Annotated in this window: 25 protein-coding genes and 3 pseudogenes; 18 read left to right on the forward strand and 10 right to left on the reverse strand. The window is 63.6% G+C overall.

The features are described from left to right. Nucleotides 1-169: pseudogene (locus tag A4C63_RS26175) on the reverse strand (transposase); the annotation flags it as partial. 79 nt (nt 170-248) lie between these two features. Here A4C63_RS26175 and A4C63_RS24470 point away from each other — a divergent pair. Further along, a pseudogene (locus A4C63_RS24470) lies at nt 249-953 on the forward strand (substrate-binding domain-containing protein); the annotation flags it as partial. A gap of 315 nt (nt 954-1,268) precedes the next feature. Here A4C63_RS24470 and A4C63_RS24475 read toward each other — a convergent pair. Then, on the reverse strand, nt 1,269-1,457 hold the full coding sequence (locus tag A4C63_RS24475; protein ID WP_156510924.1) for a hypothetical protein: 189 nt from the start codon (nt 1,455-1,457) through the stop codon (nt 1,269-1,271). Between the two features lie 537 nt (nt 1,458-1,994). Here A4C63_RS24475 and A4C63_RS26910 point away from each other — a divergent pair. Continuing rightward, the gene (locus A4C63_RS26910) at nt 1,995-2,969 is read left to right on the forward strand and encodes a fimbrial protein (protein WP_082888417.1); all 975 of its coding nucleotides are present in this window, start codon (nt 1,995-1,997) and stop codon (nt 2,967-2,969) included. Between the two features lie 204 nt (nt 2,970-3,173). On the opposite strand, the pseudogene A4C63_RS26915 reads toward A4C63_RS26910, so the two are convergent. Next, nucleotides 3,174-3,398: pseudogene (locus A4C63_RS26915) on the reverse strand (hypothetical protein). A gap of 440 nt (nt 3,399-3,838) precedes the next feature. Between A4C63_RS26915 and pbpG the strand changes: the two are divergent. Further along, on the forward strand, nt 3,839-4,765 hold the full coding sequence (gene pbpG, locus A4C63_RS24485; RefSeq protein ID WP_063915020.1) for a D-alanyl-D-alanine endopeptidase: 927 nt from the start codon (nt 3,839-3,841) through the stop codon (nt 4,763-4,765). 53 nt (nt 4,766-4,818) lie between these two features. Here the strand turns inward: pbpG and A4C63_RS24490 are convergent, their stop codons facing one another. Then, nucleotides 4,819-5,265, reverse strand: a complete 447-nt coding sequence (locus tag A4C63_RS24490; RefSeq protein ID WP_063915091.1) for a hypothetical protein — start codon at nt 5,263-5,265, stop codon at nt 4,819-4,821. A 175-nt stretch (nt 5,266-5,440) separates the two neighbouring features. Between A4C63_RS24490 and A4C63_RS24495 the strand changes: the two genes are divergently transcribed. From A4C63_RS24495 to A4C63_RS24535, 9 genes are all read left to right on the forward strand, one after another. Further along, nucleotides 5,441-6,775, forward strand: coding sequence for a lysine N(6)-hydroxylase/L-ornithine N(5)-oxygenase family protein (locus A4C63_RS24495; RefSeq protein ID WP_063915021.1), 1,335 nt, complete (start codon nt 5,441-5,443; stop codon nt 6,773-6,775). Nucleotides 6,776-7,060: 285 nt separating this feature from the next. Then, nucleotides 7,061-8,254 (forward strand): PepSY domain-containing protein, encoded by a 1,194-nt coding sequence (locus A4C63_RS24500; protein ID WP_063915022.1) that lies wholly within the window; start codon nt 7,061-7,063, stop codon nt 8,252-8,254. Beyond that, entirely contained in the window at nt 8,251-8,790 is a 540-nt protein-coding gene (locus tag A4C63_RS24505) for a hypothetical protein (protein WP_063915023.1), read from the forward strand. Before A4C63_RS24500 ends, A4C63_RS24505 begins: the two co-directional genes overlap by 4 nt. Next, nucleotides 8,787-9,107, forward strand: coding sequence for a hypothetical protein (locus A4C63_RS24510; protein WP_063915024.1), 321 nt, complete (start codon nt 8,787-8,789; stop codon nt 9,105-9,107). Before A4C63_RS24505 ends, A4C63_RS24510 begins: the two co-directional genes overlap by 4 nt. Next, nucleotides 9,104-9,673, forward strand: coding sequence for a DUF6162 family protein (locus A4C63_RS24515; protein ID WP_063915025.1), 570 nt, complete (start codon nt 9,104-9,106; stop codon nt 9,671-9,673). The genes A4C63_RS24510 and A4C63_RS24515 overlap by 4 nt, the downstream gene beginning before the upstream one ends. A 16-nt stretch (nt 9,674-9,689) precedes the next feature. Then, the gene (locus A4C63_RS24520) at nt 9,690-10,592 is read left to right on the forward strand and encodes a metal ABC transporter substrate-binding protein (RefSeq protein WP_063915026.1); all 903 of its coding nucleotides are present in this window, start codon (nt 9,690-9,692) and stop codon (nt 10,590-10,592) included. Beyond that, nucleotides 10,589-11,335, forward strand: coding sequence for a metal ABC transporter ATP-binding protein (locus A4C63_RS24525; RefSeq protein WP_063915027.1), 747 nt, complete (start codon nt 10,589-10,591; stop codon nt 11,333-11,335). The genes A4C63_RS24520 and A4C63_RS24525 overlap by 4 nt, the downstream gene beginning before the upstream one ends. Continuing rightward, a complete protein-coding gene (locus A4C63_RS24530) occupies nt 11,335-12,234 on the forward strand; it encodes a metal ABC transporter permease (RefSeq protein WP_063915028.1) in 900 nt (299 codons plus the stop codon). Before A4C63_RS24525 ends, A4C63_RS24530 begins: the two co-directional genes overlap by 1 nt. Next, nucleotides 12,231-13,094 (forward strand): metal ABC transporter solute-binding protein, Zn/Mn family, encoded by an 864-nt coding sequence (locus A4C63_RS24535; protein WP_063915029.1) that lies wholly within the window; start codon nt 12,231-12,233, stop codon nt 13,092-13,094. Before A4C63_RS24530 ends, A4C63_RS24535 begins: the two co-directional genes overlap by 4 nt. Nucleotides 13,095-13,157: 63 nt before the next feature. Here the strand turns inward: A4C63_RS24535 and A4C63_RS24540 are convergent, their stop codons facing one another. The 5 genes from A4C63_RS24540 to A4C63_RS24560 form a co-directional block, all read right to left on the reverse strand. Continuing rightward, nucleotides 13,158-14,210 carry a DUF1615 domain-containing protein gene (locus A4C63_RS24540; RefSeq protein WP_063915030.1) on the reverse strand — a complete coding sequence of 351 codons (1,053 nt, stop codon included), beginning with the start codon at nt 14,208-14,210 and terminating at the stop codon, nt 13,158-13,160. Nucleotides 14,211-14,236: 26 nt separating this feature from the next. Next, nucleotides 14,237-14,788: a hydrolase gene (locus A4C63_RS24545; protein WP_063915031.1), complete on the reverse strand. Its 552-nt coding sequence runs from the start codon at nt 14,786-14,788 to the stop codon at nt 14,237-14,239. A gap of 57 nt (nt 14,789-14,845) precedes the next feature. Further along, on the reverse strand, nt 14,846-15,565 hold the full coding sequence (locus tag A4C63_RS24550) for a thioesterase II family protein (protein ID WP_063915032.1): 720 nt from the start codon (nt 15,563-15,565) through the stop codon (nt 14,846-14,848). Further along, the gene (locus tag A4C63_RS24555; RefSeq protein WP_003256222.1) at nt 15,562-15,783 is read right to left on the reverse strand and encodes an MbtH family protein; all 222 of its coding nucleotides are present in this window, start codon (nt 15,781-15,783) and stop codon (nt 15,562-15,564) included. Before A4C63_RS24555 ends, A4C63_RS24550 begins: the two co-directional genes overlap by 4 nt. Nucleotides 15,784-15,902: 119 nt before the next feature. Beyond that, nucleotides 15,903-16,304: a hypothetical protein gene (locus A4C63_RS24560; RefSeq protein ID WP_063915033.1), complete on the reverse strand. Its 402-nt coding sequence runs from the start codon at nt 16,302-16,304 to the stop codon at nt 15,903-15,905. 263 nt (nt 16,305-16,567) lie between these two features. On the opposite strand from A4C63_RS24560, the gene purU reads away from it, so the two are divergent. From purU to A4C63_RS24590, 6 genes are read left to right on the forward strand one after another with little or no spacing between them, the layout of a single operon-like run. Further along, nucleotides 16,568-17,434: a formyltetrahydrofolate deformylase gene (purU, locus tag A4C63_RS24565; protein ID WP_063915034.1), complete on the forward strand. Its 867-nt coding sequence runs from the start codon at nt 16,568-16,570 to the stop codon at nt 17,432-17,434. Continuing rightward, nucleotides 17,431-18,342: a bifunctional methylenetetrahydrofolate dehydrogenase/methenyltetrahydrofolate cyclohydrolase FolD gene (gene folD, locus A4C63_RS24570; RefSeq protein ID WP_063915035.1), complete on the forward strand. Its 912-nt coding sequence runs from the start codon at nt 17,431-17,433 to the stop codon at nt 18,340-18,342. Before purU ends, folD begins: the two co-directional genes overlap by 4 nt. Then, a complete protein-coding gene (locus A4C63_RS24575; protein WP_063915036.1) occupies nt 18,324-19,565 on the forward strand; it encodes an FAD-dependent oxidoreductase in 1,242 nt (413 codons plus the stop codon). Before folD ends, A4C63_RS24575 begins: the two co-directional genes overlap by 19 nt. An 11-nt stretch (nt 19,566-19,576) precedes the next feature. Next, a complete protein-coding gene (locus A4C63_RS24580; protein ID WP_063915037.1) occupies nt 19,577-19,882 on the forward strand; it encodes a sarcosine oxidase subunit delta in 306 nt (101 codons plus the stop codon). Then, on the forward strand, nt 19,879-22,782 hold the full coding sequence (locus tag A4C63_RS24585) for a 2Fe-2S iron-sulfur cluster-binding protein (protein ID WP_063915038.1): 2,904 nt from the start codon (nt 19,879-19,881) through the stop codon (nt 22,780-22,782). The genes A4C63_RS24580 and A4C63_RS24585 overlap by 4 nt, the downstream gene beginning before the upstream one ends. A gap of 3 nt (nt 22,783-22,785) precedes the next feature. Continuing rightward, the gene (locus A4C63_RS24590) at nt 22,786-23,391 is read left to right on the forward strand and encodes a sarcosine oxidase (protein WP_063915039.1); all 606 of its coding nucleotides are present in this window, start codon (nt 22,786-22,788) and stop codon (nt 23,389-23,391) included. 356 nt (nt 23,392-23,747) lie between these two features. Here A4C63_RS24590 and A4C63_RS24595 read toward each other — a convergent pair whose 3' ends face one another. Beyond that, entirely contained in the window at nt 23,748-24,632 is an 885-nt protein-coding gene (locus A4C63_RS24595; RefSeq protein ID WP_063915040.1) for a LysR family transcriptional regulator, read from the reverse strand. Nucleotides 24,633-24,733 lie beyond the last annotated feature (101 nt).

Here is a 24,733-nt window from a genome sequence, read left to right on the forward strand (position 1 = left end):
CCTTGCTCGTTGGCGTAGCACCGCCACGTTCTGACTGGAGTTGATTCACCCAGCGGCGCAGCGCCGATTCAACCAAGTCGAGCGACCGGGCGGCTTCAGTAAGGCTATAGCCCTGGTCGAGCACCAGGCCGGCTGCCTCGCGCTTGAATTCGGGGGTGAAAGTACGTCGTTAGTTCAACGGTGGGTTACCTCCGGCGATTGCCGAGGAAAAACTTAATCCGGTGTCCGGGATTAGTTGACCACTACAGACCGTTCTTAGTTCCGGCGGTATCATGGGCGCTATCCGGGAAGTGGCGCCAGCTTATGAGAAGACATACGGCGTGAAGCTGGAAGTTCTAGCCGCGCCTTCGATGGGGGAAACCCCACAGGCCGTCCCAAATAGGCTCGCCCGCGGTGAGCAGGCGGATGTAGTTCTGATGGTAGGTTCGGCGCTCGACAACCTGGTCGCTAGCGGTCTAGCCGATAAGGCCAGCCGAATTGATCTCGGAAAGTCTTTTATTGCCATGGCCGTTCGCAAAGGCGAATCGAAGCCGGACATAGGCACCATGCAGGCCTTGCGCACAGTGCTGCAAAACAGCAGCTCTGTCGCGTACTCCGACAGCGCAAGCGGCGTCTATCTTTCCAAGACCCTGTTCCCTCGCCTGCAGCTCGGTGACCAGTTCGTGGCCAAGGCTCACATGATACCTGCCGAGCCTGTCGGCGCGGTGATCGCTCGCGGCGAAGCACAGATCGGCTTCCAACAGCTCAGTGAGCTTAAGCCAGTAAAGGGGATCGACATCGTTGGTCTGATCCCGGCTGAAGCGCAGAAAATGACGATGTATTCTGGCGCTGTCGTCACCAAGAGCCAGCATCATGCCGCAGCCCAGGCGCTCCTCGACTATCTGGCATCGCCACAAGCCGACGCAGCGATCAAAGATAGTGGCTTGACGCCGCTACCTCATGCAGCAAGCTGACTGCGAGCACCGACATCGAAACTGGGACTCGGCAAAACACGAAGATCTTGCCGCAGTCTTCGCTCTGCGAGCGTCTGCAATGGGTCGAAAGCGGCCGCTCGCAGAGGCCAATCGAGCCGCCCAACAGGTGCGGCCAAGGCGTAGGTCTGCTCAATGGTTTTCAAGACCGCGTTATACACCTCCACTCCATGTTGCCTGCAAGGCAAAATCGATTCAAAAACAACGACGAAACGGCACGGCTACAGGCCGCATACTGCAAGGGTCGCCATTTCAATTTTGGAATTGATTTTCGCACTCCTCCGGCGCTCTGCCGACCTACTCCCACACCCTCCAAGATTCGGCAAGCGCCCACAACCTGGCCGTCTCGACGATCTCCAGCATGTCGACCACGTCCTCATCATCAACCTCTCGACGCCGGCGCGCAGCGTAGGCCATTTCACTGAGCACGGCCGGGCGTCCATCGGGATCCTCGCGCAGGGCAGCCTGGTCATCCAGTTCGGACACCTAGGGCTGTGGCAGTCCTGCCATCATTCCTTCCTACACCACCACGATTGCACGTACAGCACGCCGTCGATCTCTTCGATCCCGTTTATGTTGATGCCGAGCAGGGCCCCGCATGTTGGAAGGTAGGGGCAGAATCGAGGCATATACGACACGGGTAGCCAGTCAACGCCTGCAAAGCCAATTCAGCAAAACAACCGCTCCTGGTAGAGATCTTCCTATCATCTGGGCGCTATGTAGCTATCAGAATTGTCTGATTAAACCTCCAGCCATTCCGGGGGTAACTTGGTGCACTCACTTACCGGGCATGCACCATGCAAGATACAAGGCAAACTTATGACCAAGCAAGCAAGCATTATAATGGCTGGAATATAGTTATATCAAGTATATTCTTTACTATTTCTGCGTGCGCTTCATCATCTCATCACACTTCAAACAAACCATCTAGTGAGGCAGAGAGCCCCCATTTAAACGAGGTTTATCATCGCTTAACGACCGAGCACCCCGAGTTCAACTGGAAATTCGTTGAGGGGCTCAGCAATGATTAAACCTATCACATCACTGGCAGCTTGTATTTTTATCGCTGCACCTTCGTTCTCGTTTGCAGCTTGCAAGTTTTACGACGGGCATTCACAAAAACAGATAAATATAAGTATACCTTCCACGCTTTCCATCCCCAGAGACGCAGCAGTCAACACCGTGATTTACGAATCCCCGGCTATGACCTTTAATGGCGACGCATCGTACGAATGCTCGACCACATTCACGAACGGGATTAAAAACAACGCGGGTGCGGACTCAACGTCAACTTATTTCCCAATAGGTAATACGGGGCTTTCGTGGCAGTGGATTTATCAGGGCATTGAATATATCGGATTTGGCGGTGGAAAACCTCGACAACCTGGCGGATACGGATTCAATACCACTACAAACGCCCTACGCATAGTTAAAACGGGAGAAATCTCACCAGGCGCAACCATACCAGCCGGAGTCCTAGGGTATATACAAATAGAATCGGCAAGCGTACGACCTTTAGCAATGGCAACTGATAATAGCTCAGCCATTATACTTCAGTCGTGCGAAACTCCAAACATCGCCGTTGCAATGGGCGAATACAACCTAAGCATATTTTCAAAAAATGGAAATTCCACTCCACCAAAAGCGTTCAATATAAAATTAAATAACTGCCCGAGTGGAATCCAGAAAGTGAGCTATAGCTTATCTGCCACGTCAGGCTCCCCTGCGGTGAACAGTGCACTCGGCATTGTCGAATTAAACAAAAGCTCGACAGCGAAAGGTATTGCACTGCAATTACTTGACCGCAATCAGGCCCCCATACAACTCGACAAAATTTATGTCTTCAATGAATACTCCACAGGCGGAGGAAACTTCTCGATACCCTTGAACGCTAAGTATATCCGTACCTTACCGACTGGTAATAATGGCCAATATGATGAGGGGATGGGTGCTGGCTCCGCCAACAGTGAAGTGACCTTCGTTATGAATTATCTGTGACTACTGTCTGGAACGTGGCAGCTCTCCGATAGCTGTGAACGCCTGTGGACGTCGTACCCACGTTCATATTGCTGACCAGCTATCGAGGTGGGCCATACTGTCACCAGCTCCCGCTCTAGCCTCAGCCCGTGCTAGCAGCTTGAAGATGGCGACGCGTATCGCTGTTTGGTCTCAATACAGCTGTGGTTCAGCCATAAGCGCAGCCTAGTGCAGCGGAGCCAGATCCTTCCCCCGCGCCTTGGTGACAGCGCGCGACTGCCAGTCGGAGACCGCTTGGAATAGCGACTCGGCCAATAGCCGCAGGCGCTCGATTTCTTCAGGCGGCGCGCCACGGCCCTGGGCCTAGTGGTACTCCCGCATGGCGTCGACGGCCTTCTGAATCAGCGGCTCGCCTGCTTCGATCAACCCTATACAGCTGCGCTTTTCCACTTCCCTGCTCCGTGTCAGCCAGCAGGCTCGTCGCCACACATCACCGTACCCGAGACCGCCGGTAAGCACTTCAACCAGGCGGTCGAAGCGAAGGGCTTCAAGCATCGCCCCCAGTACAACTGCCGGCACACTTATGCCACGATGTGCCTCATGTCAGGGATGAACCCGGCTTTCATTGCAGGGCAGCTTGGGCACTCGGTTCAGGTGCTCCTTTCCACCTACGCGAAATGGCTGAATTCGGCTAACGACTGGGCCGAATTGGCGAAACTGGAAACGAACGTAATTGGTACAGAATTGGTACAGGATTAAATTTCGTTCACGTTGCGCCCTTTGGATATAAGGCATTCGACAGGCGTTCAGCCATACTCCAGAATGCAGCGGTTTTTAGGGGGAAAACCCTTGCACAGCCAACGACATACCAACTTTTAGTGAGCCTCAACGTGAAAACATCCCTGTCCATCCTCAGCCTGCTGCTGTTGCTCACAGGTACTGCGACCCTTCCGTCGACCGCTGCTGCACAACCCCCGGCCCAGGTTCAACGCGACCCGTCCAAGCTGCACCTTGCCTCTGGCAGCGCCCTGCTGATCGACCTGAACACTAACCAGGAGCTGTATTCGAGCCACGCCGACCGCGTGGTGCCGATTGCCTCGGTGACCAAACTGATGACGGCGATGGTAGTGCTGGATGCCAAGCAGCCCATGGATGAGATGCTCACCATGACCATTGCCAACAACCCGGAAATGAAAGGCGTGTATTCGCGTGTGCGCCTGGGCAGCCAGCTCGACCGCCGCGAAACATTGCTGATTACCCTGATGTCATCGGAAAACCGTGCGGCCAACACCTTGGCCAACCATTACCCCGGCGGCTACCCGGCGTTCATCAAGGCAATGAATGCCAAGGCCCGCAGCCTGGGCATGGCGCATACCCGCTACGTCGAGCCGACCGGCCTGTCGACGCAGAACGTATCCAGCGCCCGCGACCTGGCCAAGCTGCTGATGGCCTCGCGCAAGTACCCGATGCTGAGTGAACTGTCGACCACCCGCGAGAAGACCGTGGCCTTCCGCAAGCCCAACTACACCCTGGGCTTCCGCAACACCGATCACCTGGTGAACAAGAGCAACTGGGACATCAAGCTGACCAAGACCGGCTTCACCAATGAAGCCGGGCACTGCCTGGTGCTGCTGACCCGCATGGACAACCGCCCGGTGGCCATGGTCATTCTCGATGCCTTTGGCAAGTACACCCACTTCGCCGATGCCAGCCGCATGCGCCAGTGGCTGGAAACCGGTGCCGCCAAGCCGGCACCGGCGGTGGCCATGCAGTACAAGGCGGAGCGGCAGAACAAGGGGCGCCTGGCGGCCGAGTGAGCTGAGCCAGAAATGATAGGGCCCTGAACGGGCCCTATCGCAGCCCCAAGGTTTCAAGCCGTGGCGCTGACCATCCCGCCCGCACTGCTGCCGCCCTCTTGCTGCAACAGCTCCAGCAACTGCGCCGTGGCCGCCATGATCTGCCCGTTGATGGTGGCAATGCTCGCCTGCTTGGCCCCCACTGCAGCCGCCTTGGCAGCCTCGTCCATCTTGCTGTTCTGCAACGCAGCCAACTGCTTCTGCTCCTCGGCCAGTTGCTTCTGCAGATCCTTGATCAGTTGACGCAGCTCGGTCACCGCCTGCGAGTCGCCACTGTCCTCACTGTCGGTGGATTGCGCCTGGCTACCCGCTGAGACCTTCATGCTGTCACTGCTGATACTCAACGGGCCCAGCGCCTCACCGGCCTGTTTTGCCTGTTCGCGCTCAGTAGCTGCGTTCGCGCTCAGCGTCTGCGCTGAGACGCCATTGATCATCAGGTTGCTTGCCGTAATTCCGCTCATGTCGATTCCCTGCCAGAAAGATCGGTCCTTGCCGTAACCCCCCCTATCGGCCGCCTCACGCAGTTCTTTAGCCCGCTTAAATTCCCCCTCGTCTGGCTCGTTCCAACTCATGTACTTGCGCAGGAGCCGGAGCCCCGGCGGGCGTCCAAATTCGACCATTCAGGGAATCGCAGCCATGAGCCAGCCCTCACAGCAGGAAACCATCAAAGATCTGATCGGCGTGGGCTTCGGCCCTTCCAACCTGGCCCTGGCCATCGTCCTGGAAGAACTCGCCGAGTCCCAGGGCCATGCCCTCGACGCGCTGTTCATCGACAAACAGCAGGACTACCGCTGGCACGGCGAAACCCTGGCCACCCAGAGCGAGTTGCAGATCTCGTTCCTCAAGGACCTGGTGTCGCTGCGTAACCCCACCAGCCCCTACAGCTTCGTCAACTACCTGCACCAGAAGCAGCGCCTGGCCGACTTCATCAACCTCGGCACCTTCTACCCCTGCCGCCTCGAGTACAACGACTACCTGCGCTGGGCCGCCGAGCACTTCGCCACCCAGGCGGTATATGGCGAGGAAGTGCTGCGCATCGAGCCGGAAGTGCACGCGGGTCGGGTCGAGCACCTGCGCCTGGTCTCGCGCGATGTACAAGGCCGCGAATACAGCCGCCGCACCCGTTCGGTGGTGGTCGGCAGCGGCGGCACGCCGAAAATCCCGGAAAAGTTCGGCGCCTTCAAGGACGACCCGCGGGTATTCCATCACTCCCAGTACCTGAGCAGCCTGAACAAGCTGCCGTGCACCGCCGGCAAGCCGATGCGCATTGCCGTGATCGGTTCGGGCCAGAGTGCCGCCGAGGCGTTCATCGACCTCAATGACAGCTACCCGTCGGTCAAGGTCGACATGATTTTGCGCGGTTCGGCCCTCAAGCCTGCCGACGACAGCCCGTTCGTCAACGAGATCTTCTCGCCGGACTACACCGACCTGGTCTACAACGAACCGGCCGACCAGCGCAGCAAGCTGCTGGGCGAATACCACAACACCAACTATTCGGTGGTCGACCTCAACCTGATCGAACGCATCTACGGCATCCTCTACCGGCAGAAGGTCGCCCACCAGTACCGCCACAACGTGCTGTGCCGGCGCCAGGTCGAAGCCGTGGTGGCCACTCGCGAAGGCCTGGAACTGACCTTGCGCGACCTCGCCACCGGCCAGCAGCAAACCCACCGCTACGACGCAGTGATCCTCGCCACCGGCTACGAACGCCGCTCGCACCGTGACCTGCTGGCGCCCCTGGCCGGCTACCTGGACGATTTCAACGTCGACCGCAACTACCGCGTGCTGGCCAGCCCCGACCTGCAGGCCTCGGTGTACCTGCAGGGCTTCTGCGAAAACAGCCATGGCCTGAGCGACACCTTGCTCTCGGTGCTACCGGCACGCGCCGCGGAAATTGGCCGCGCGCTGTACCAGGACCTGGCGCAGCTGCACGGCAAGCCGCAACCGGCAGTGGCCCTGACCCGCGTCTGATCCCCCTGCTTGATTGGGCTGCCCTCAAGGCATGTAACAGGACCTGTAGGAGCAGCCTTGTGCTGCGAAGAGGCCGGTACTGACAACAGAGATGCATTGTCAGTACCGGCCTCTTCGCAGCACAAGGCTGCTCCTACAGGGTCGCGCCAGCTTTCAGGTTTCTTTGCATCCTGAAACATTTGCTTGCATTTACAACGGCAGGTTTTCGATTCTCATTCGTCTTTATCAGTACAGCCCCTCTTTGGCTGGGCACACGCTCGACTCCCCATTGCAGAAGACCGTCAGATGGCCAAATCACCGAAAAAATCCAAATCCAGGCTGTGGTTCCTGGTCCACAGCTGGCTCGCCTTGCCGATCTGGTTCTTTGTACTGATCGTCTGCTTCACCGGCATGCTCGCCGTGGTCAGCCAGGAAATCGTCTGGCTGGCCGACCCGGCCGTGCGCGCCAACAAGCCCGGCGCCGACGTCGAGCGCCTGAGCTTCCAGCAGCTACTGGAGGCCCTGCACAAGGCCGAGCCGGACATGGTGGTGGAGCGGCTCAACCAGCCCGACGGTTCGCACTTCGCGGTCAAAGCCAATGTCACCTTGCCTGACGGCACCAGCCCGACGCTGTATGTAAACCCCTACACCGGGGCCATCCAGGGCAAGACCCCGGACTTCAACTTCGAAGCCTTCACCCGCGCCCTGCACGGTTGGTGGCTGGTGCCGTTCACCAACGGCTTCAGCTGGGGCTGGTATCTGGTGTCGCTGCTCGGCCTGCCTATGCTGGCTTCGCTGGTCACCGGTCTGGTGGTGTACAAGAAGTTCTGGAAGGGCTTCTTCAAGCCGGTGCGCACCGGCCATGGTTCGCGGATTTTCTGGGGCGACCTGCACCGCCTGGCCGGGGTCTGGTCGATCTGGTTCATTGCGGTCATTTCCATCACCGGCACCTGGTTCCTGATCCAGGCGATCCTGGCCGACAACCACATCACCATTTCCAGCCGGCCCATCGTGCCGGTGATCGCCCGTGAGGACGTGCCGCAAACCCCGACTGGCAGCCCGGCACCGCGCATCGACCTGGATGAAGCGGCACGCATTGCCGGCCTGGCGATCCCGGGGCTGGAGATCAGCTTTATCTCGCTGCCGGCCACCGCCTACAGCCACGTCACCCTGGCCGGGCCGGGCTGGTACCCGCTGATGTTCCAGAGCGCTTCGGTGAACCCCTACACGCGTAATGTCGACAGCCAGTTCCTGATCAGCGACCGCTCGGCGCTGGAGTTCGTCACCGAGTCCATGCGCCCACTGCACACCGGTGATTTTGGCGGCCTGCCGATCAAGCTGGTGTGGTTCTTCTTCGGCCTGGTCCTCACCCTGATGGTGTTCAGCGGCTTGCTGATCTGGACCAAGCGCACCGCCCAGGCCACCGCCGCCGCCCTCAAGCGCAGCGAACGCACGCCGCGCATGGCGCGCAATGAAACCCCCGTGGAGATCCGCCCATGAGCCAGGCCCAAGCCGTGCCCACCAGCCCGCTGAAGCAACGATGGCTGAAGTGGCGTTTTCACCTGAACATCCTGCTGATCCTCATCCCGCTGGGCTTCATGCCCAAGTACTTCGCCGACGCCAAGCTGTTCCGCGGCGAGGCGGGGCTCGGCGCCAATGTGATCAACGACATCCAGGTCGGCCCCTATACCCTGGACCTGGCTGAAATGCGTGACGAGGCCCCCCGCGCCGACGGCCCGGCCGGCCACTTCAAGGTCTTCAATGCATCGCTGTGCAAGGCCTGCATCAACGGCGTCAAGGCGGCCTACCTGCGCATCGGCAAACCGCGCAGCCTGCGCGCCGCCGGCACCATTTTCTTCGGTGCACCGTACAACATGAGCACCTCGTTACCGATCCCGCCACGCACCAAGCCCGATGCGCAGATCTGGATCACCCTGGAAGGCTGGGACGGCAGCATGCACCAGGCGTCGGTCCCGCTGGCCAAGGCATCGCCAGCCACCGTGGCCTGGCTCGAGAAACAAGGAGGCAAGAAATGAAGCACGTGATGCGCACCCTCACCCTGCCCTTGCTGGTGCTGGCCGCTGGCCCGGCCCTGGCGCACAACCCGATGTGCGAATGCGAAGAACTGGCCAGCGGCCAGGTCAAGTGCACCGGCGGTTTCTCGGACGGCAGCGGTGCCCCCGGGGTAACCCTGGATGTGATCGGCTACGACGAACAGGTGCTGGTCGGCGGCAAGCTCGGTGATGACTCGACCCTCACCTTCAAGCGCCCGGACGGCGAATTCTACGTGCTGTTCGATGCCGGCCCCGGGCACGTGGTTGAAGTCGACTATGCCGATATCGCCCAGCCATGAACCGCGCCCAAGTGATCCGCTCGGCCGGTGCCGGGCACGAAACCCTTTACGTGCTGCTGGTCAGCCTGCTGATCGTGGTACTCGCTGCCAGCGTGGTGCTGCTGCGCGGCGAACGCGAGGACGAACAGGCCATTGCCAGCCACCAGATCGACGCCCGTCGCGACCTCACCGCCGCCGAGCAAGGCCTGTACACCGACCTGCGGGTGGCCTTCGACGAGATCCAGTTGCTGCGTGAAGAAAACGCCGCCGCGCCCAGCGTACAGGCCCTGGCCGAGGAAGGCCTGCCGCCGTTCGTGGTCGATGCCGGCAGCCAGAGCCGCGGCAGCCACCAATGGTCGTGGCTGGAACCCGGGGCATACCTGGGCCGCAGCCAGGCCCCGGAAGTGGCCGGCAGCCTGCTGCTGATCCTGCCGGCCGACAGCACCGGCCAAGCCGATGTCTGGCTGCGCCGGGACAGCGCCGCCCTGCCCCCGGACGACCTCGGCCAAGCCGCACTGATCGCCGCCGGCTGGCAGCAGGTGGTCAGCCACTACGACGCCGGGGTCACCCGCGAACACCGTCACTGAACCCAAGGACTCCCCCATGCTCCGCTCCGCCCTCGCCCTGCTCCTGGCCCTTGCCCTGCCGGCACTGGCCCTGGCCGATAACGGCAAGCCGCTGCGCATCGGCATCACCCTGCACCCCTACTACAGCTACGTGAGCAACATCGTCGGCGACAAGGCCGAAGTGGTGCCGCTGATTCCGGCAGGTTTCAACCCCCATGCCTACGAACCACGGGCCGAGGACATCAAGCGCATCGGCACGTTGGACGTGGTGGTACTCAATGGCGTCGGCCATGACGATTTCGCCGACCGCATGATCGCCGCCAGCGAAAAGCCCGGCATCAACACCATCGAGGCCAACCAGAACGTACCGTTGCTGGCTGCCACCGGCATTGCCGCCCGCGGTGCCGGCAAGGTGGTCAACCCGCACACCTTCCTGTCGATCAGCACCACCATTGCCCAGGTCAACAACATCGCCCGGGAACTGGGCAAGCTCGACCCGGACAACGCCAGGCTTTACACGCAAAACGCCCGCGCCTATGCCAAGCGCCTGCGCACACTGCGTGCCGACGCACTGGCCAAGGTCACCGAGGCCCCCAGTGCCACCTTCCGGGTCGCCACCATCCATGCTGCCTACGACTACCTGGTGCGCGACTTCGGCCTGGAGGTGACCGCGGTGGTCGAGCCAGCCCATGGCATCGAACCCAGTCCGGCCCAGCTGAAGAAGACCATCGACCAGCTCAAGGCGCTGGACGTGCGGGTGATCTTCTCGGAAATGGACTTTCCATCGGCCTATGTCGAAACCATCCAGCGTGAATCCGGCGTGCGCCTGTACCCACTGACGCACATTTCCTACGGCGAATACACCAAGGACAAGTACGAGGTGGAGATGAAGCGCAACCTCGACACCGTGGTCCGCGCCATTCAGGAGAACCGCGCATGACCGCCGCCGCCAACCTGGTGGCGGCCTGCGGGCCGCGCATCGAGTTCGCCGGCATCGACCTGACCCTGGGCCGCACCCGCATCCTCGAACAGGTCAGCTTCAACGTCGCCGCTGGCAGCGTGCATGCCATCGTCGGCCCCAACGGCGGCGGCAAGAGCTCGCTGATCAAGACCCTGCTCGGGCAAATGCCGCACCAGGGCCAGCTGACCCTGCACTGGCCCGGCGAACGCGAAGTGATCGGCTATGTGCCGCAGGCACTGGAGTTCGACCGTGGCCTGCCGATGACCGTGGACGACTTCATGGCTGCCATGTGCCAGCGCCGCCCCGCCTTCCTCGGCCTGTCGCGCCGTGTGCAGCCGGCCATCGACGCGGCCCTGGCACAGGTCGGCATGCTGGACAAGCGCAAACGGCGCATGGGCGCGCTGTCTGGCGGCGAACGCCAGCGTGTGCTGCTGGCCCAGGGCCTGATCCCCGAGCCGCAACTGCTGGTGCTGGACGAGCCGATGTCGGCCCTTGATGAAGCCGGCATCCAGGTGTTCGAGCAACTGCTGCTGGGCTGGCGCCAGGCCGGCACCACCGTGCTGTGGATCGAGCACGATCTGGAGGCCGTGCTGCGCCTGGCCGACCTGGTTACCGGCCTGAGCCGCCAGGTACTGTTCGACGCCCCACCCGCCCAGGCCCTGACCCCGGAGCGCCTGCTTGGCCTGTTCTCCGTTCACCCGCGTAGCGAGAGCCTTGCCTGATGAGTTTTGAAACCTTTCGCCAAACAGTCCAGGACTGGGCCACTGCCGGCTACCTGCCCGAGGCGCTGGCCTACGGCTTCGTGGTCAACGCTCTGCTGGCCGGCCTGATGATCGGCCCGGTGCTGGGCGGCCTGGGCACCCTGGTGGTGGTCAAGCGCTTTGCCTTCTTCTCCGAGGCAGTCGGCCATGCCGCGCTGACCGGCGTGGCCATCGGCATCCTGCTGGGCGAACCCTACACCGGCCCCTATGGCAGCCTGTTCGGCTACTGCCTGCTGTTCGGCATCTTGCTCAACTTCCTGCGCAATCGCACCGGGCTGTCGCCGGACACGCTGATCGGCGTGTTCCTGTCGGTGTCGCTGGCGCTGGGCGCCAGCCTGCTGCTGATGCTGGCGGGCAAGATCAACGTGCACATCCTCGAGAACGTGCTGTTCGGCTCGGTGCTGACCGTCAGCGGCCAGGACCTGGTGGTGCTGGGCATCGTCGCGGCGCTGGTGCTGGTGCTGGCCGTGCCGCTGTACAACCGTATCATGCTGGCCAGTTTCAACCCGCAACTGGCGGCCGTGCGCGGGGTGGCGGTGAAAACCCTGGACTACCTGTTCGTGGTGCTGGTGACCTTGGTCACGGTGGCCTCGGTGAAGGTGATCGGGGCGATCCTGGTCGGGGCGCTGCTGGTAATTCCCGCTGCCGCCGCACGCCTGGTCAGCCAGTCGCTGAAAGGCTTTTTCTTCCTGTCGGTGCTGATCGCCACGCTGAGCACGCTGCTCGGCATCCTGCTGCCGATCGTTTTCGACCTGCCGGTACCGTCCGGCGCCGCGATCATCCTGGTGGCCGGCATCTGCTTCGCTCTCGCGGCGCTGGCCCGCGCCCTCGTCCCACGCCTGCAAGGAAACCCGGCATGAACCTGAAACGCCTGACTCTGGTACTGGCCCTGGCCGGCCTGCCGTCGTTGTCTTTCGCCACGCAAGTGCTGACCACCCTGCCCGTCACCCACAGCCTGGCCAGCGCCCTGCTCGACGGCACAGCGGTGCAGCTCACACGTGCAGCGCCCGCCAACCTGCCGGCCAGCCGCCAGCCGTCTTATTTCAGCGGGCGCGGTGGTGCCGGCCTGCACAAGGCCGCGCAGCAGGCCGACGCGGTGATCGGCGTGCGCTCGATCTGGCGTGACGACCCGCTGTACCCGATGGCCCGGCGCAGCAATATCCGGATCGTCGAGATCGACGCCGCCCGGCCGTTGGATGGCGCGCTGCCGGGTATTGCGGTGAACGGTGACGAGGCCTATGGCGCCTACCCCTGGCTCAACCCAAACAACTTCGGGCGCATGGCCGATGTGGTAGCCAATGACCTGGAGCGGTTGGCGCCGGACGCCAAGGCGAAGATCCAGGGCAACCTGGCAGGGCTCAAGCGCCAGTTGCTGGAGCTGTCAGCCAGCAGCCAGACGCGATTGGCCAAAGTCGACAACCTGACGGTGGTGAGCTTGTCGGAGCGGCTGGCTTATCTGGCTAGCGGATTGAACCTCGACGTGGTCGAGCAACCGTTGCCGGCCGAGTGGGATGCGGCTGCGCTGAAGACACTGGGTGACAATCTGAAGGCTCAGGATGTGGCGCTAGTGCTGGACCACCGGCAGCCGGAGGCGGCTGTGGCCGAGGTGATCAAGGCAGCCGGGGCGAAGCTGGTGGTGGTGGAAAGTGACCCTGAGGATGCGCTTGCCGGATTGAAGGCCAGTGTGGATCAGGTGGTTGGGGCATTGGCCGAAAGCTGATAGCGCCTATGCCGGCCTCTTCGCGGGCTTGCCCGCGAAGAGGCCGCTGCAAAACGTAGACAGCTAACGCTTCATGCACCGCTGATAGCGCTCATCCACCCGCCCGGCAAACCACGCCGTGGTCAGCTTGCGGGTAATCTTCGGGCTTTTCAGCTGGATCCCCGGCAGCACCGCTCGTGGCAGCGGCTTGCCGGCCGCTGCCTCCGCCAGGGCGAACACCCCGCTGTACAGCTTGCTGTCCTCGAAGGCCAAGCTATCGCCCTCCTCCAGCTGGCTGCGAATCTGCGGGTTGCGCAACCCAAGCTTCGCCCCCAGCTTGCGCGCTGCCTGTTCGGTAGTGCCCGGCATGATCGAGCCCGGCGCTACCAGATCGCCGTCCAGCGCTAGCGTCACCCCCGTCGCCTTGCTCAGTGCTGCCTGGAATGCCGCATTGCGACTGGCGTACCAGCCCGCGTTGAAATCGGCAAAGCGATACAGTTGGCGATCATAGTTGGCCGAATAGCCTAGCAAGTGGGCGATACCGAAATACATGCCGCCGCGCCGGGTGAACACTTCCTGGCGAATGCTGCCGTCGTGGCTGTAGGGGTAATCCCGCGCATGCTTTTCGGCGAAGTCGATGCTGACCTGCATCGGCCCACCGGTATGCACCGGATTCAGCCCGCCAAGCAAGGTCTTGCCCAGCGGCACGCGAGCGATGACCTCATCGTACAGTTCGCTCAACTGCTTCTCGCTGCGCACCGCCTGCAAGCGCTGCTGGTAGCTCTTGCCGTTACCCGACGGCGTCTTCAGTGCACCGTCTACCAGCAGCTTGGGGATATGCAGGCGCGCGGCGCGGCGGTCGATTTCCTCACGGGCGATACGCCCCAGGTTGGGCACCTGCGGGTCGGCGCTGAAGGTCGACTCCTGCTCGGTCACCGCCAGCACCGCGCACAGGTTGCTCTTGCCGGGGGCAATGCGCTGGGCCTCGAACGCCACCTGAATGTCCCGGGCCCAGCCCTCCCGGTCCTTGGCCTGGGCGGGCAACAGCCGCAGCAGTTGGGCGCGGACCTTGGCCGGGTCCGCCTCGGGCGCTTCCTCACGGCGCCCGGCGCAGCCTTGCAGCAGCGCCAGGGCCATCAACCCGGCAGCCAGTAACCGGCCGTTCAGGGCTGTTCACCGACCAGATAGGTCTTGCTGATGTGGCGGAACAGCGGGTGGCCGGCACTGCCCATAAGCTCGAACAGGACCATTTCGCGGGTCACCACCTGCGCCCCCGCCGCCCGCATGCGCGCCAGGCCTGCGGCCTTGCTCGCCGGGGTACGGCTGTCACAGGCATCCTCGACCACGAACACCTGTTTGCCCAGTGCCAGCAGGCCGAGCACGGTCTGCAGCACACAGACGTGGGTTTCCATGCCGCAGACAATCACTTGCTCCCGGGCCATCAGACTTGCTGGCAGGCACTCGGCGGCCACGCAGGAAAAATGGCTTTTCTCCACCACCTCGGCGGCCGGCGCTGCGGCCAGCAGCTCGGCCAGGGTATGGCCCAGGCCCTTGGGGTACTGCTCGGAAATCACCGTCGGCAGTTCCAGCTCGGCCGTCGCCGCCAGCAACCAGCGGGCTCGCGCGCGGGTGCCTTCAGGGTCGCTCATGGCGCCGATGAGTTTTTCCTGGATGTCGACGACCAGCAGCGTGGCCTTGTAGGGATCGATCAGCATTGTCTGCCTCTTGCCTGGGAAAAGGCCTAGCCTCCCCCAGGCAAGCGGTGACGTCAATCAGGCGGACAGCCGAAGCGGTTGCAGCGACGCGGCCAGCGCAGCGAGCACCCGGTCCTCATGTTCATGGATGAAGAAGTGACCGCCGGGGAACATCTGCAGCGAGAACGCGCCGTGGGTTTCCTTGCGCCAGGCCTGCAACTGCTCGTCACTGGCCCGGTCCTGCATGCCGCCCAACACGTGCAGCGGGCACTGCAACGCCGGCCGCTGGCGGTAGGCGTAGGTACCACAGAGCAGGAAGTCGGCGCGCAGGGTGGGCAAGGTCAGGCTCATCAGCTCGGCGTTGGCCAGCACTTCCTCGGGCGTGCCCTGAAGCTCGCGCAACTCGCCGATCAACTCGGCGTCGCTCTTGGGCTCGCGCCAGTTCTTGCCGTCGTAGTCCTCACGGCGGGTCGGCGCTGCGGTGCCGCAGGCGAACAAGGCCAGTGGCGGCGGGCAGCCCAGCGCTTGCAGCTCATGGGCCAGTTCGAAGGCCAGCAATGCGCCCAGGCTATGGCCGAGCAGCGCGTAGGGAGTGCTGGCCGCCAGGCGCTGTTCGGCGGCCAGTTGCCGGGCCAGGGCCTGCATGTCGGTGTGCAGTGGCTCGGCCATGCGCGCACCACGCCCGGGTAGCTCCACCGGGCGTACCTGCAGCCACGCCGGCAGCTTGCGCCGCCAGCGGCTGTAGACCATGGCGCTGGCCCCGGAATACGGCAGGCACAGCAGGTTCAACGCAGTCACTGGGCGGCGGCTTCGGCCATTTTCTGGCGCAGGCTCAGCGGGCGCATGTCGGTCCAGACCTCGTCGATGTAGGCCAGGCAATCCTTCTTCAGGCCGCTCTTGCCTACAGCACGCCATCCGTTGGGGATGGCTTTGTAATCGGGCCAGATCGAGTATTGCTCTTCGTGGTTGACCACTACCTGGAACTGGATATCGTCGCGGTCGAAAACGGAAGTCATTGCCTGTCTCCTTGAGTGATGAATGCCGCTGCGCGCCTGGCGCAGGGGGGCTTTCAAGTAGACGTAGCGTGCGGCGGAAAAATTAGTGGGGCCTGACGCTCCTACGCCGGGATGAAAGATCAGGTATCACGCAGCAGGTCGTGGGTATCGAGCAACCGGAAGGCAACCTGCGGGTTGCGCTCCAGCCCACGACGGATTGCCGCCGGGATCGACTGCCGGGTCTTGCGACACAGCCCGGGCTGGTCGTCCAGTTCGATGACGATGCCGCGCATGGTCCGCACCTCATTGAAGCCAGGGGCGATGTGCACGCGGATGCCAAGGTTTTCGTACATCCGTTGCTGCAGGCGCTGCAGGTCTTCCAGGTCCTTGAGGTTTTCCAGGCGTTCGAGCAGGCGCTTTTCTTCCTGGCGGGTCAGCAGGAGGATGCGCTGGGCTGTCTGCGGGTGGTTGGCCAGGTGTTCGCGGCCACAGTCGCAGGCGCCAGGGGGGCAGGGTTGGCGCAGGGGGGGAGAACTGGTCATTGGGCAAGCATAGCCAGTTTTTGTGCCGCCTGTGCGGGCCCTATCGCCGGCAAGCCGGCTCCCACAGGAGCTGCGATGGCCCGAAAAAGTTTCCTGAGAGGATAAAAAATTTCACAAATCTCTAGACCGCCAACCCTGACTTCGCCTATAAATCGCCTAAAGGAAATTTATATTCCTATAAAGAAACAACCCTTCGCCTCCTCGCGAAGCTTCTTTTGCCCTTGTGCCCGATCTGCCCCACTCCATCACGAGGCCTATCCGACATGCACCCCGCTCCCGATCACTTCATCCTGCGCGTCAGCTGCCCGGCCGTGTCCGGCATCGTCGCCGCAGTGACCACCTACCTGGCCGAGCACGGTTGCTACATCAGCGAGATGGCGCAGTTCGACGACGAGGACAACGGGCGCTTCTTCATGCGCGCGGTGTTCCGCTACAACACCGGTGTCGCGGGCGACACGCCGCAGCTGGAGGCCGGCTTTGCCGATGTCGCCCAGCGTTTCGACATGCAGTGGAGCCTGCACAGCAGCGCCCGGCCAATGCGCGTGCTGCTGATGGTGAGCAAGTTCGACCACTGCCTGTCCGACCTGCTGTACCGCCATGCCAAGGGCGAACTGGACATGCAGATCACCGCCGTGGTCTCCAACCACCTGGACCTGCGCCCCATGGCCGAACGCCAGGGCATCCGTTTCGTCTACCTGCCGGTCAGCAAGGACACCAAGGCCGAACAGGAAGCCGCGCTGCTGCGCATCGTCGAGGACACCGGCACCGAACTGGTGGTGCTGGCGCGCTACATGCAGATCCTCTCCGACGACCTGTGCCGCCAGCTGTCGGGCCGGGCGATCAACATCCACCATTCGTTCCTGCCCGGTTTCAAGGGCGCCAAGCCATATCACCAGGCTTACCAGCGCGGGGTGAAGCTGATCGGCGCCACTGCCCACTACGTTACCAGCGACCTGGACGAAGGCCCGATCATCGAGCAGGAAGTACAACGCGTGGACCATGCCTACGCACCGGACGACCTGGTGGCCATCGGCCGTGACACCGAGACCATCGCCTTGTCCCGCGCCGTGAAGTACCACCTGGAGCACCGGGTGTTCCTGAACCACGACCGCACGGTGATCTTCAAATGAGCACCATTCCCAGTGTCAAGCTGATCGACGGCAAGGCCACCGCGACGCGGGTGCTGGCCGAGGTGCGTGAGCAGGTTCGGGAACTGCGCCAGGGCGGCGTGCAACCGGGCCTGGCCGTGGTGCTGGCAGGCACCGATGCCGCCAGCCAGGTGTATGTGCGCAACAAGGTGCTGCGTGCTGAAGAGGTAGGCATCCGCTCGCTGGAGCATCGCCTGCCCGCCGACACCAGTCAGGCCCAGCTGCTGGCGCTGATCGAGCGCCTGAACCGCGACCCCGAGGTCAACGGCATCCTGGTGCAACTGCCGTTGCCGGCCCATATCGACGAACACCGCATTCTCCAGGCGATCAGCCCACTGAAGGATGTGGACGGCTTCCACAGCGAGAACGTCGGCGGCCTGGCCCAGGGCCGCGATGTGCTCACCCCGTGTACGCCCAGCGGCTGCATGCGCCTGCTGCGCGATGCCTGTGGCGAGCTGCGCGGCAAGCATGCGGTAGTGGTCGGCCGCTCGAACATCGTTGGCAAGCCCATGGCCGCCCTGCTACTGCAGGCGGACTGCACGGTGACCGTGGTGCACTCGCGCAGCCGCGACCTGCCGGCGTTGTGTCGCCAGGCCGACATCCTGGTGGCCGCAGTGGGCAAGCCGAGGCTGATCGGTGCCGACTGGCTCAAGCCCGGCGCGGTGGTGATCGATGTCGGTATCAACCGCATCGATGAAGGCGGCCACAGCCGCCTGGTCGGCGATGTCGACTTCGCCGCTGCGTTGCCCCGGGTGGCGGGTATCACTCCGGTGCCCGGCGGCGTCGGCCCGATGACCATCGCCTACCTGATGAAAAACACCCTGCTCGCCCTCGACCTGCAGCAACAGGCCGCCCACCAGGAGCGCACCGCATGCCTTTCGCCCTGCTGAAATACGGCCTGAGCGCCGACTACCCGGTGGAGGTCGACCTGCCGCCACCGTGCGAACTCAAGCCACGCTATGACGTGGTGATCATCGGCGGCGGTGGCCACGGCCTGGCAATCGCCTACTACCTGGCCAAATACCACGGTGTCACCAATGTCGCCGTGCTGGAAAAGGCCTATCTGGGCGGCGGCAACACTGCGCGCAACACAGCGGTGATCCGCTCCAACTATCTCACCAGCGAAGGTGTGCGCTTCTACGCAGAATCGGTGCGCATGTTCCAGAACCTGTCGAACGAGTTCGACTTCAACATCATGTACTCCGAGCGCGGCCAGCTCACCCTGGCGCACACCGACGCCACCGTGCGTGCCTTCCGCCAGCGTGCCGAAGTCAACAAGCACTTCGGTGGCCGTACCGAAATGATCGACCGCCAGCAGATCCGCGAACTGGTTCCCAGCCTGAACCTGGATCCCGGCCACCTACCGGTGCTGGCCGGCCTGTGGCATATCGACGGCGCCACCGCACGCCACGACGCGGTGGCCTGGGGCTACGCCAAGCAGGCAGCCAAGCGCGGCGTGGAAATCCACCAGCTGACCGAAGTGCAGGACCTGCTGATTCGCAATGGCCGCATCGAGGCGGTGAAGACCAATCGCGGCACCGTGCAGTGTGGCTGCGTGGTGCAGGCGGTGGCCGGGGCCAGCTCGCTGCTGATGGCCAAGGCCGGCATCCGCGCGCCGATCCACACCTACCCGCTACAGGCCATGGTCACCCAGCCGTTCAAGCCATTCCTCGATCCGCTGGTCAGCTCGTCGGCGCTGCACTGCTACGTGCAGCAGACCAGCCGTGGCGAGATCGTTTTTGGTGGAGGCTCCGACCCTTACCCGCTGTACAACACCCGCTCCACCCTCGACCTCAAGGAAAGCCTGCTGGCCCACGCCATCGAGATGTTCCCGTTCATGGCCAACGCCAAGCTGATGCGCCAGTGGGCCGGGATGACCGACATGACCCCGGACTACAGCCCGATCATGGGCCTGTCGCCGGTGCACAACTATTACCTGGACGCCGGCTGGGGCACCTGGGGTTTCAAGGCCACGCCGATCTGCGGCAAGACCATGGCCGAGCTGGTCGCCAGCGGCGGCAAGGTACCGGAGCTGATCGCCCCCTTCGCCCTGGAGCGCTTCAGCCGCTTCCAGCAAGTCAACGAAATGGGCGCCACTGCGGCCAGCCATTAGGAGCGACGACGATGAAGATCCTGACCTGCCCTTTGAACGGCCCGCGCAATATCAGCGAGTTCACCTACGGCGGCGAGTTCAAGCACATGCCCGACCCGGCCACCTGCAGTGACGCCGAATGGGCCGACTATGTGTTCAACAGCGACAACCTGGCCGGGGTGGTGATCGAGTGGTGGCTGCACAACGCCTCCAGCTACTGGTTCCTGGCCGAACGCCACACGGTAAGCGACCAGGTGCTGCGCACCTTCGACCCGAAAGAACTGTTCGACCGCCGCGTCGACTTCGCCCCCGCCGCCACCCCGGAGATTGCCGGATGAACAGCCACACTCGCCTCCCCGCGCCCATGGGCCTGCTGATCGACCGCGAGCGGCCCCTGCGCTTCCAGTTCGACGGCCAGGCCTGCCAGGGCTTTGCCGGTGACAGCATCGCCAGTGCCCTGCTCGGCAGCGGCCGCTGGCTGCTGTCGCGCTCGTTCAAGTATCACCGCCCGCGCGGCCCGCTGAGCATGGCCGGGCAGGACGCCAACACCCTGGTGCAACTGCCGGACGAGCCCAACGTGCTGGCCGACCTGGAAGCCGTTCGCGACGGCCTGGTGGTCGAAGGGCAGAACTTCAACGGCAGCCTGGAGCACGACCGCGACGCGTACCTGGGCAAGTTCTCGCGCTTCATGCCGGTGGGCTTCTATTACCGTTCCTTCTACAAGCCCAAGGGCATGTGGAAGGTGTGGGAGCCGCTGATCCGCAAGAAGGCCGGCCTGGGCGTGCTCGACCTCGGCTTCAAACCGCAGTATCACGACAAGGCCTATCTGTTCGTTGACCTGGCGGTAATCGGCGCCGGCCCGGCGGGCCTGCGTGCGGCACTGGACGCGGCCAATGCCGGGGCCAAGGTGTTGCTGATCGAGCAACAGCCGGTGCTTGGTGGCTCGCTCACCTACGCCCGCTTCGACATCGCCGGCACCCGCGCCGCCAGCCTGCGCCAGGAACTGCTGGCTGCCGTCGAGGGCCACCCGAACATCCAGGTGCTGCTGGAAGCCACCTGCAATGGCTGGTTCACCGACAACTACCTGCCGGTGATCCAGCACAAACGCCTGTACAAGGTGCGCGCCAGCCGCTGCCTGGTGGCGGCCGGCTCGTTCGACCAGCCGGTGGTGTTCCGCAACAACGACCTGCCGGGGGTCATGCTGACCAGCGCCGCGCAGCGGCTGATGAAGCTGTACGCGGTAAAGCCTGGCCAGCGCGCGGTAATCCTCACCGGCCACGATGACGGTTACCTCGCCGCCCTCGACCTGCAGGAGCAAGGCGTGGCCGTGGCCGCGGTGGTCGACATGCGCGCCGCGCCAGCCGATGCCGCACTGGCCGCCGAACTGAAGCGCCGCGATATACCCGTGCACCTGGGCAGCACCGTGTACGAGGCCCTGCACGAAGCGGGCATGCGCCACGTGAGTGGCGTGGACATTCGCCCGATCACCGGCCAGGGCAAGGTCGGCCCGCATGGACTGCGCCTGGCCTGCGACCTGCTGTGCATGTCGGCAGGCTACATGCCGGTTTACCAGTTGCTGTGCCAGGCCGGTGGCAAGCTGGCTTACGACGTCAACCGCGACGAGTTCGCCATCAGCAACCTGCCGGCCGGGCTGGATATCGCCGGCTCGGTGAACGGCTGTCACGCACTGGGCAATGTACTGGCCGACGCCACTCGTGGGGCTGCCGAAGCGCTGGCAGCGCTGGGCCTGGAATCGCCGACGCAGCCAGTGTTCAGCGCCGAAGCCAAGGTCAACTTCCCCTGGCCGATCTTCCCCCACCCCAAAGGCAAGGATTTCGTCGACTTCGACGAAGACCTGCAAGTGCGCGACATCATCAACGCCACCCGCAGCGGCTACCGCGACGTGCAGTTGGTCAAGCGTTTCTCCACGGTCGGCATGGGCCCCTCCCAGGGCCGCCATTCGGCGCTGCCGACCGCCCGCCTGGTGGCCCACGCCACCGGGCGCAGCATCAGCGAGACCGGGGTGACCACCGCTCGTCCACCGTTCCAGGCAGAAAAACTGGCCCATGTCGCTGGCCGCGCCTTCGACCCGTACCGGCAAACGCCGATGCACCGCCGCCACCTGGAAGCCGGGGCGAAGATGATGCCCGCCGGCATCTGGCAGCGCCCGGCCTATTATGGCAAGCCCGAGGAACGCGAACGCTGCATGCAGGAGGAAGCCCGCCACGTGCGCGAGAAGGTCGGCCTGATCGACGTTTCCACCCTCGGCGGCCTGGACGTGCGCGGCCCCGACGCCGCCGAACTGCTTGAGCGCCTGTACACCTTCGGCTTCGCCAAGCTGGCCATCGGCCGCACCCGCTACGCGCTGATGACCAACGAGCACGGCGTGGTGATCGACGATGGCGTGTGCGCTCGGCTGGCCGAGCAGCACTTCTACGTCACCGCCACCACCAGCGGCGTCGACCGCATCTACCAGCAGATGCTTAAGTGGAACGCGCAGTGGCGCCTGGACGTGGACATCACCAACGTCACCGCCGCCCTGGCCGCGGTCAACCTGGCCGGGCCGCTGTCACGCCAGGTGCTGGCCAAGCTGTGTGACGAGGTGGACCTGTCGGCCGAGGCCTTCCCTTACCTCGGCGTACGCCAGGGCAAGGTGGCTGGCATTGCCGCGCGCATCCTGCGGGTCGGCTTTGTTGGTGAACTGGGCTACGAAGTGCACGTGCCGGCGCGGCACGCCGAGCACCTGTGGGACGCCTTGATGCAAGCCGGCGCGGGGTTGGGCATTCGCCCGTTCGGTGTCGAGACCCAGCGCCTGCTGCGCCTGGAAAAGGGCCATGTGATCATCAGCCAGGACACCGACGGCATGACCCACCCGGCGGAGATCGACATGCAGTGGGCCATCGGCCGAAAGAAGCCATTCTTCGTCGGCAAGCGCTCGATCGAGATCCTCGAAGCGCAGCCGCTCAAGCGCAAACTGGTCGGCTTCACCCTGCCCAAGGGCAGCCCGCAACCGCTGGAGGGGCATCTGGTGCTGGACGGGCCGGACATCAGCGGCAACGTCACATCCTGCGAATACTCGCAAACCCTGGGGCAGATCATCGGCCTGGCTTACGCCGGCGCCCATCAGGCTACGCCTGGCATGCATATCCCGATCCGCGTGGAGGGTGGCGTGATGGTCAATGCCAAGGTGGTGCCCCTGCCGTTCCACGATCCCGACAACCTCCGCCAGGAGCTCTGAGCCATGACCAGTTTGCAAGCCGAAGCTATTGTTTTACGCAACCCGCGGGCCGAGCTGGTGCACACCTGCGCGTTGACTGACCTGACCGATCTGGCACGGGTCGGGTTTCGTGGGGGCGACAGTGCCGCTTATCTGCAGGCGCGTGGCTACCACTTGCCGTCGCTGCCCAACCAGGCCGTGCGCCAGCAAGACGGTGGCTGGGTAGCGCGCTTGTCGCAGACCGAGTACCTGCTGCTGGGCAGCCTGGCCGACGACGGTGCACGGGTGGCTGCCGAAGAGGCCGGGTGGGTGCAGGAAGCCCAGCGCAACTACCTGCTACCGCGCCAGGACAGCCATGCCTGGTTGCAGCTGTCGGGGCTGTACTGCAGCGCGGTGATGGCCAAGTTGTGCGGGGTGGACTTGCGTGCCCAGGCGTTTCCCGTTGGCGCGGTAGCGCAGACCTCGGCGGCGCGGATCAACGTGATCGTGCTGAATGTGGGGAGTGATGAGAGGCCAGCATTGCAGTTGCTGTTTGATCGGGCTTCGCTGGCGTATTTCCGTGAAGCGGTGCTGGATGCCATGGACGAGTTCGAGGGTGGTTGGGTCGGGGTGGAGGAGTTGATGCAATAACCTGTACCGGCCTCTTCGCGGGTAAACCCGCTCCCACAGGGTCATCACAAGGCTTGGGTGCTGTGGCATACCTGTGGGAGCGGGCATGCCCGCGAAGAAGCCAACGCGGTGGCTGGCACCGGCTGCGCCGGTGTTCGCGGGCACGCCCGCTCCCACAGGCTCATCACAAGGTTTGGGGGCTGTGGAGTACCTGTGGGAGCGGGTTCACCCGCGAAGAAGTCAACGCGGTGGCTGGCACCGGCTGCGCCGGTGTTCGCGGGCATGCCCGCTGCCACAGGGTCATCACAAGGCTTGGGGGCTGTGGAGTACCTGTGGGAGCGGGTTCACCCGCGAAGAAGCCCACACGGTACTGAAGGTCAGAGCTGCACCAACCGCTCACGCAGGAAGTTCACAAACCCCTGCACCGGCCGCGCCACCTGCCGGTGCTGCGGGTACACCGCCGACAGCTGCAGCGCCGGCGGTCGCCACTCATCCAGCACCGTCACCAGCCGCCCATCTGCCAGTGCCTGGCCCACGATGAAGGTTGGCAGATAAGTCACCCCCATCCCGGCAATCGCCGCATCCCTTAGCAGCTCGCCATTGTTCGCCCGCATGCGCCCGGTCACCTGGATCGCCTGGGCCTTGCCGCCATGCCTGAACTGCCACTGCACCTGCCGCGAATGCCCATAGGGCAGGCAGTCATGCCCGGCCAGCTGGTCCGGCCTGGCCGGCACGCCCCGCGCTTCCAGGTACACCGGGCTCGCACAATACACCCGCTCGACACTGGCAATACGCCGCGCAATCAGGCTGGAGTCCTCCAGCGCACCAATCCGTAGCGCCAGGTCATAGCCCTCGCCGATCAGGTCCACGGCGCGGTCGCTCAAATCCACTTCCACATCCACCTGCGGGTGCAACTGCAGAAACTCGGTCAGCAGGCAGCCCAGGTGCGCCATGGCGAACGACAGCGGCACGCTCAGGCGCAAGGTGCCGCGCAAGGCCTGAGCCTGGCCGCTGATGTCGTGCTCCACCTGTTGCACTTCGCCGAGCAGGCGCAGCGCCGACTGGTAGTAGTGCTGACCCAGCGGCGTGGCGTCCAGGCGCCGGGTGGAGCGATTGAGCAGGCGCACGCCCAGGCGCTCCTCAAGCTGCATCAGGCGCCGGCTGACCGATTGCTTGGACATGCCCAGGCGGTCGGCAGCGGCGGTGAAACTGCCGGCCTCCATCACCTGGGCAAAGATGCGCATGTCTTCGTAGGGATTCATTGTCTCGCTCATAGTGACAGTCAAACGCTTTATAGCGGCTTTTTCCCATCGATGCATCTCCCTAATCTACGCACAAGTCGCAGCGATGGCCCTGAAGGCCA

This window comes from Pseudomonas sp. p21, from assembly GCF_001642705.1.
Taxonomy (GTDB): domain Bacteria; phylum Pseudomonadota; class Gammaproteobacteria; order Pseudomonadales; family Pseudomonadaceae; genus Aquipseudomonas.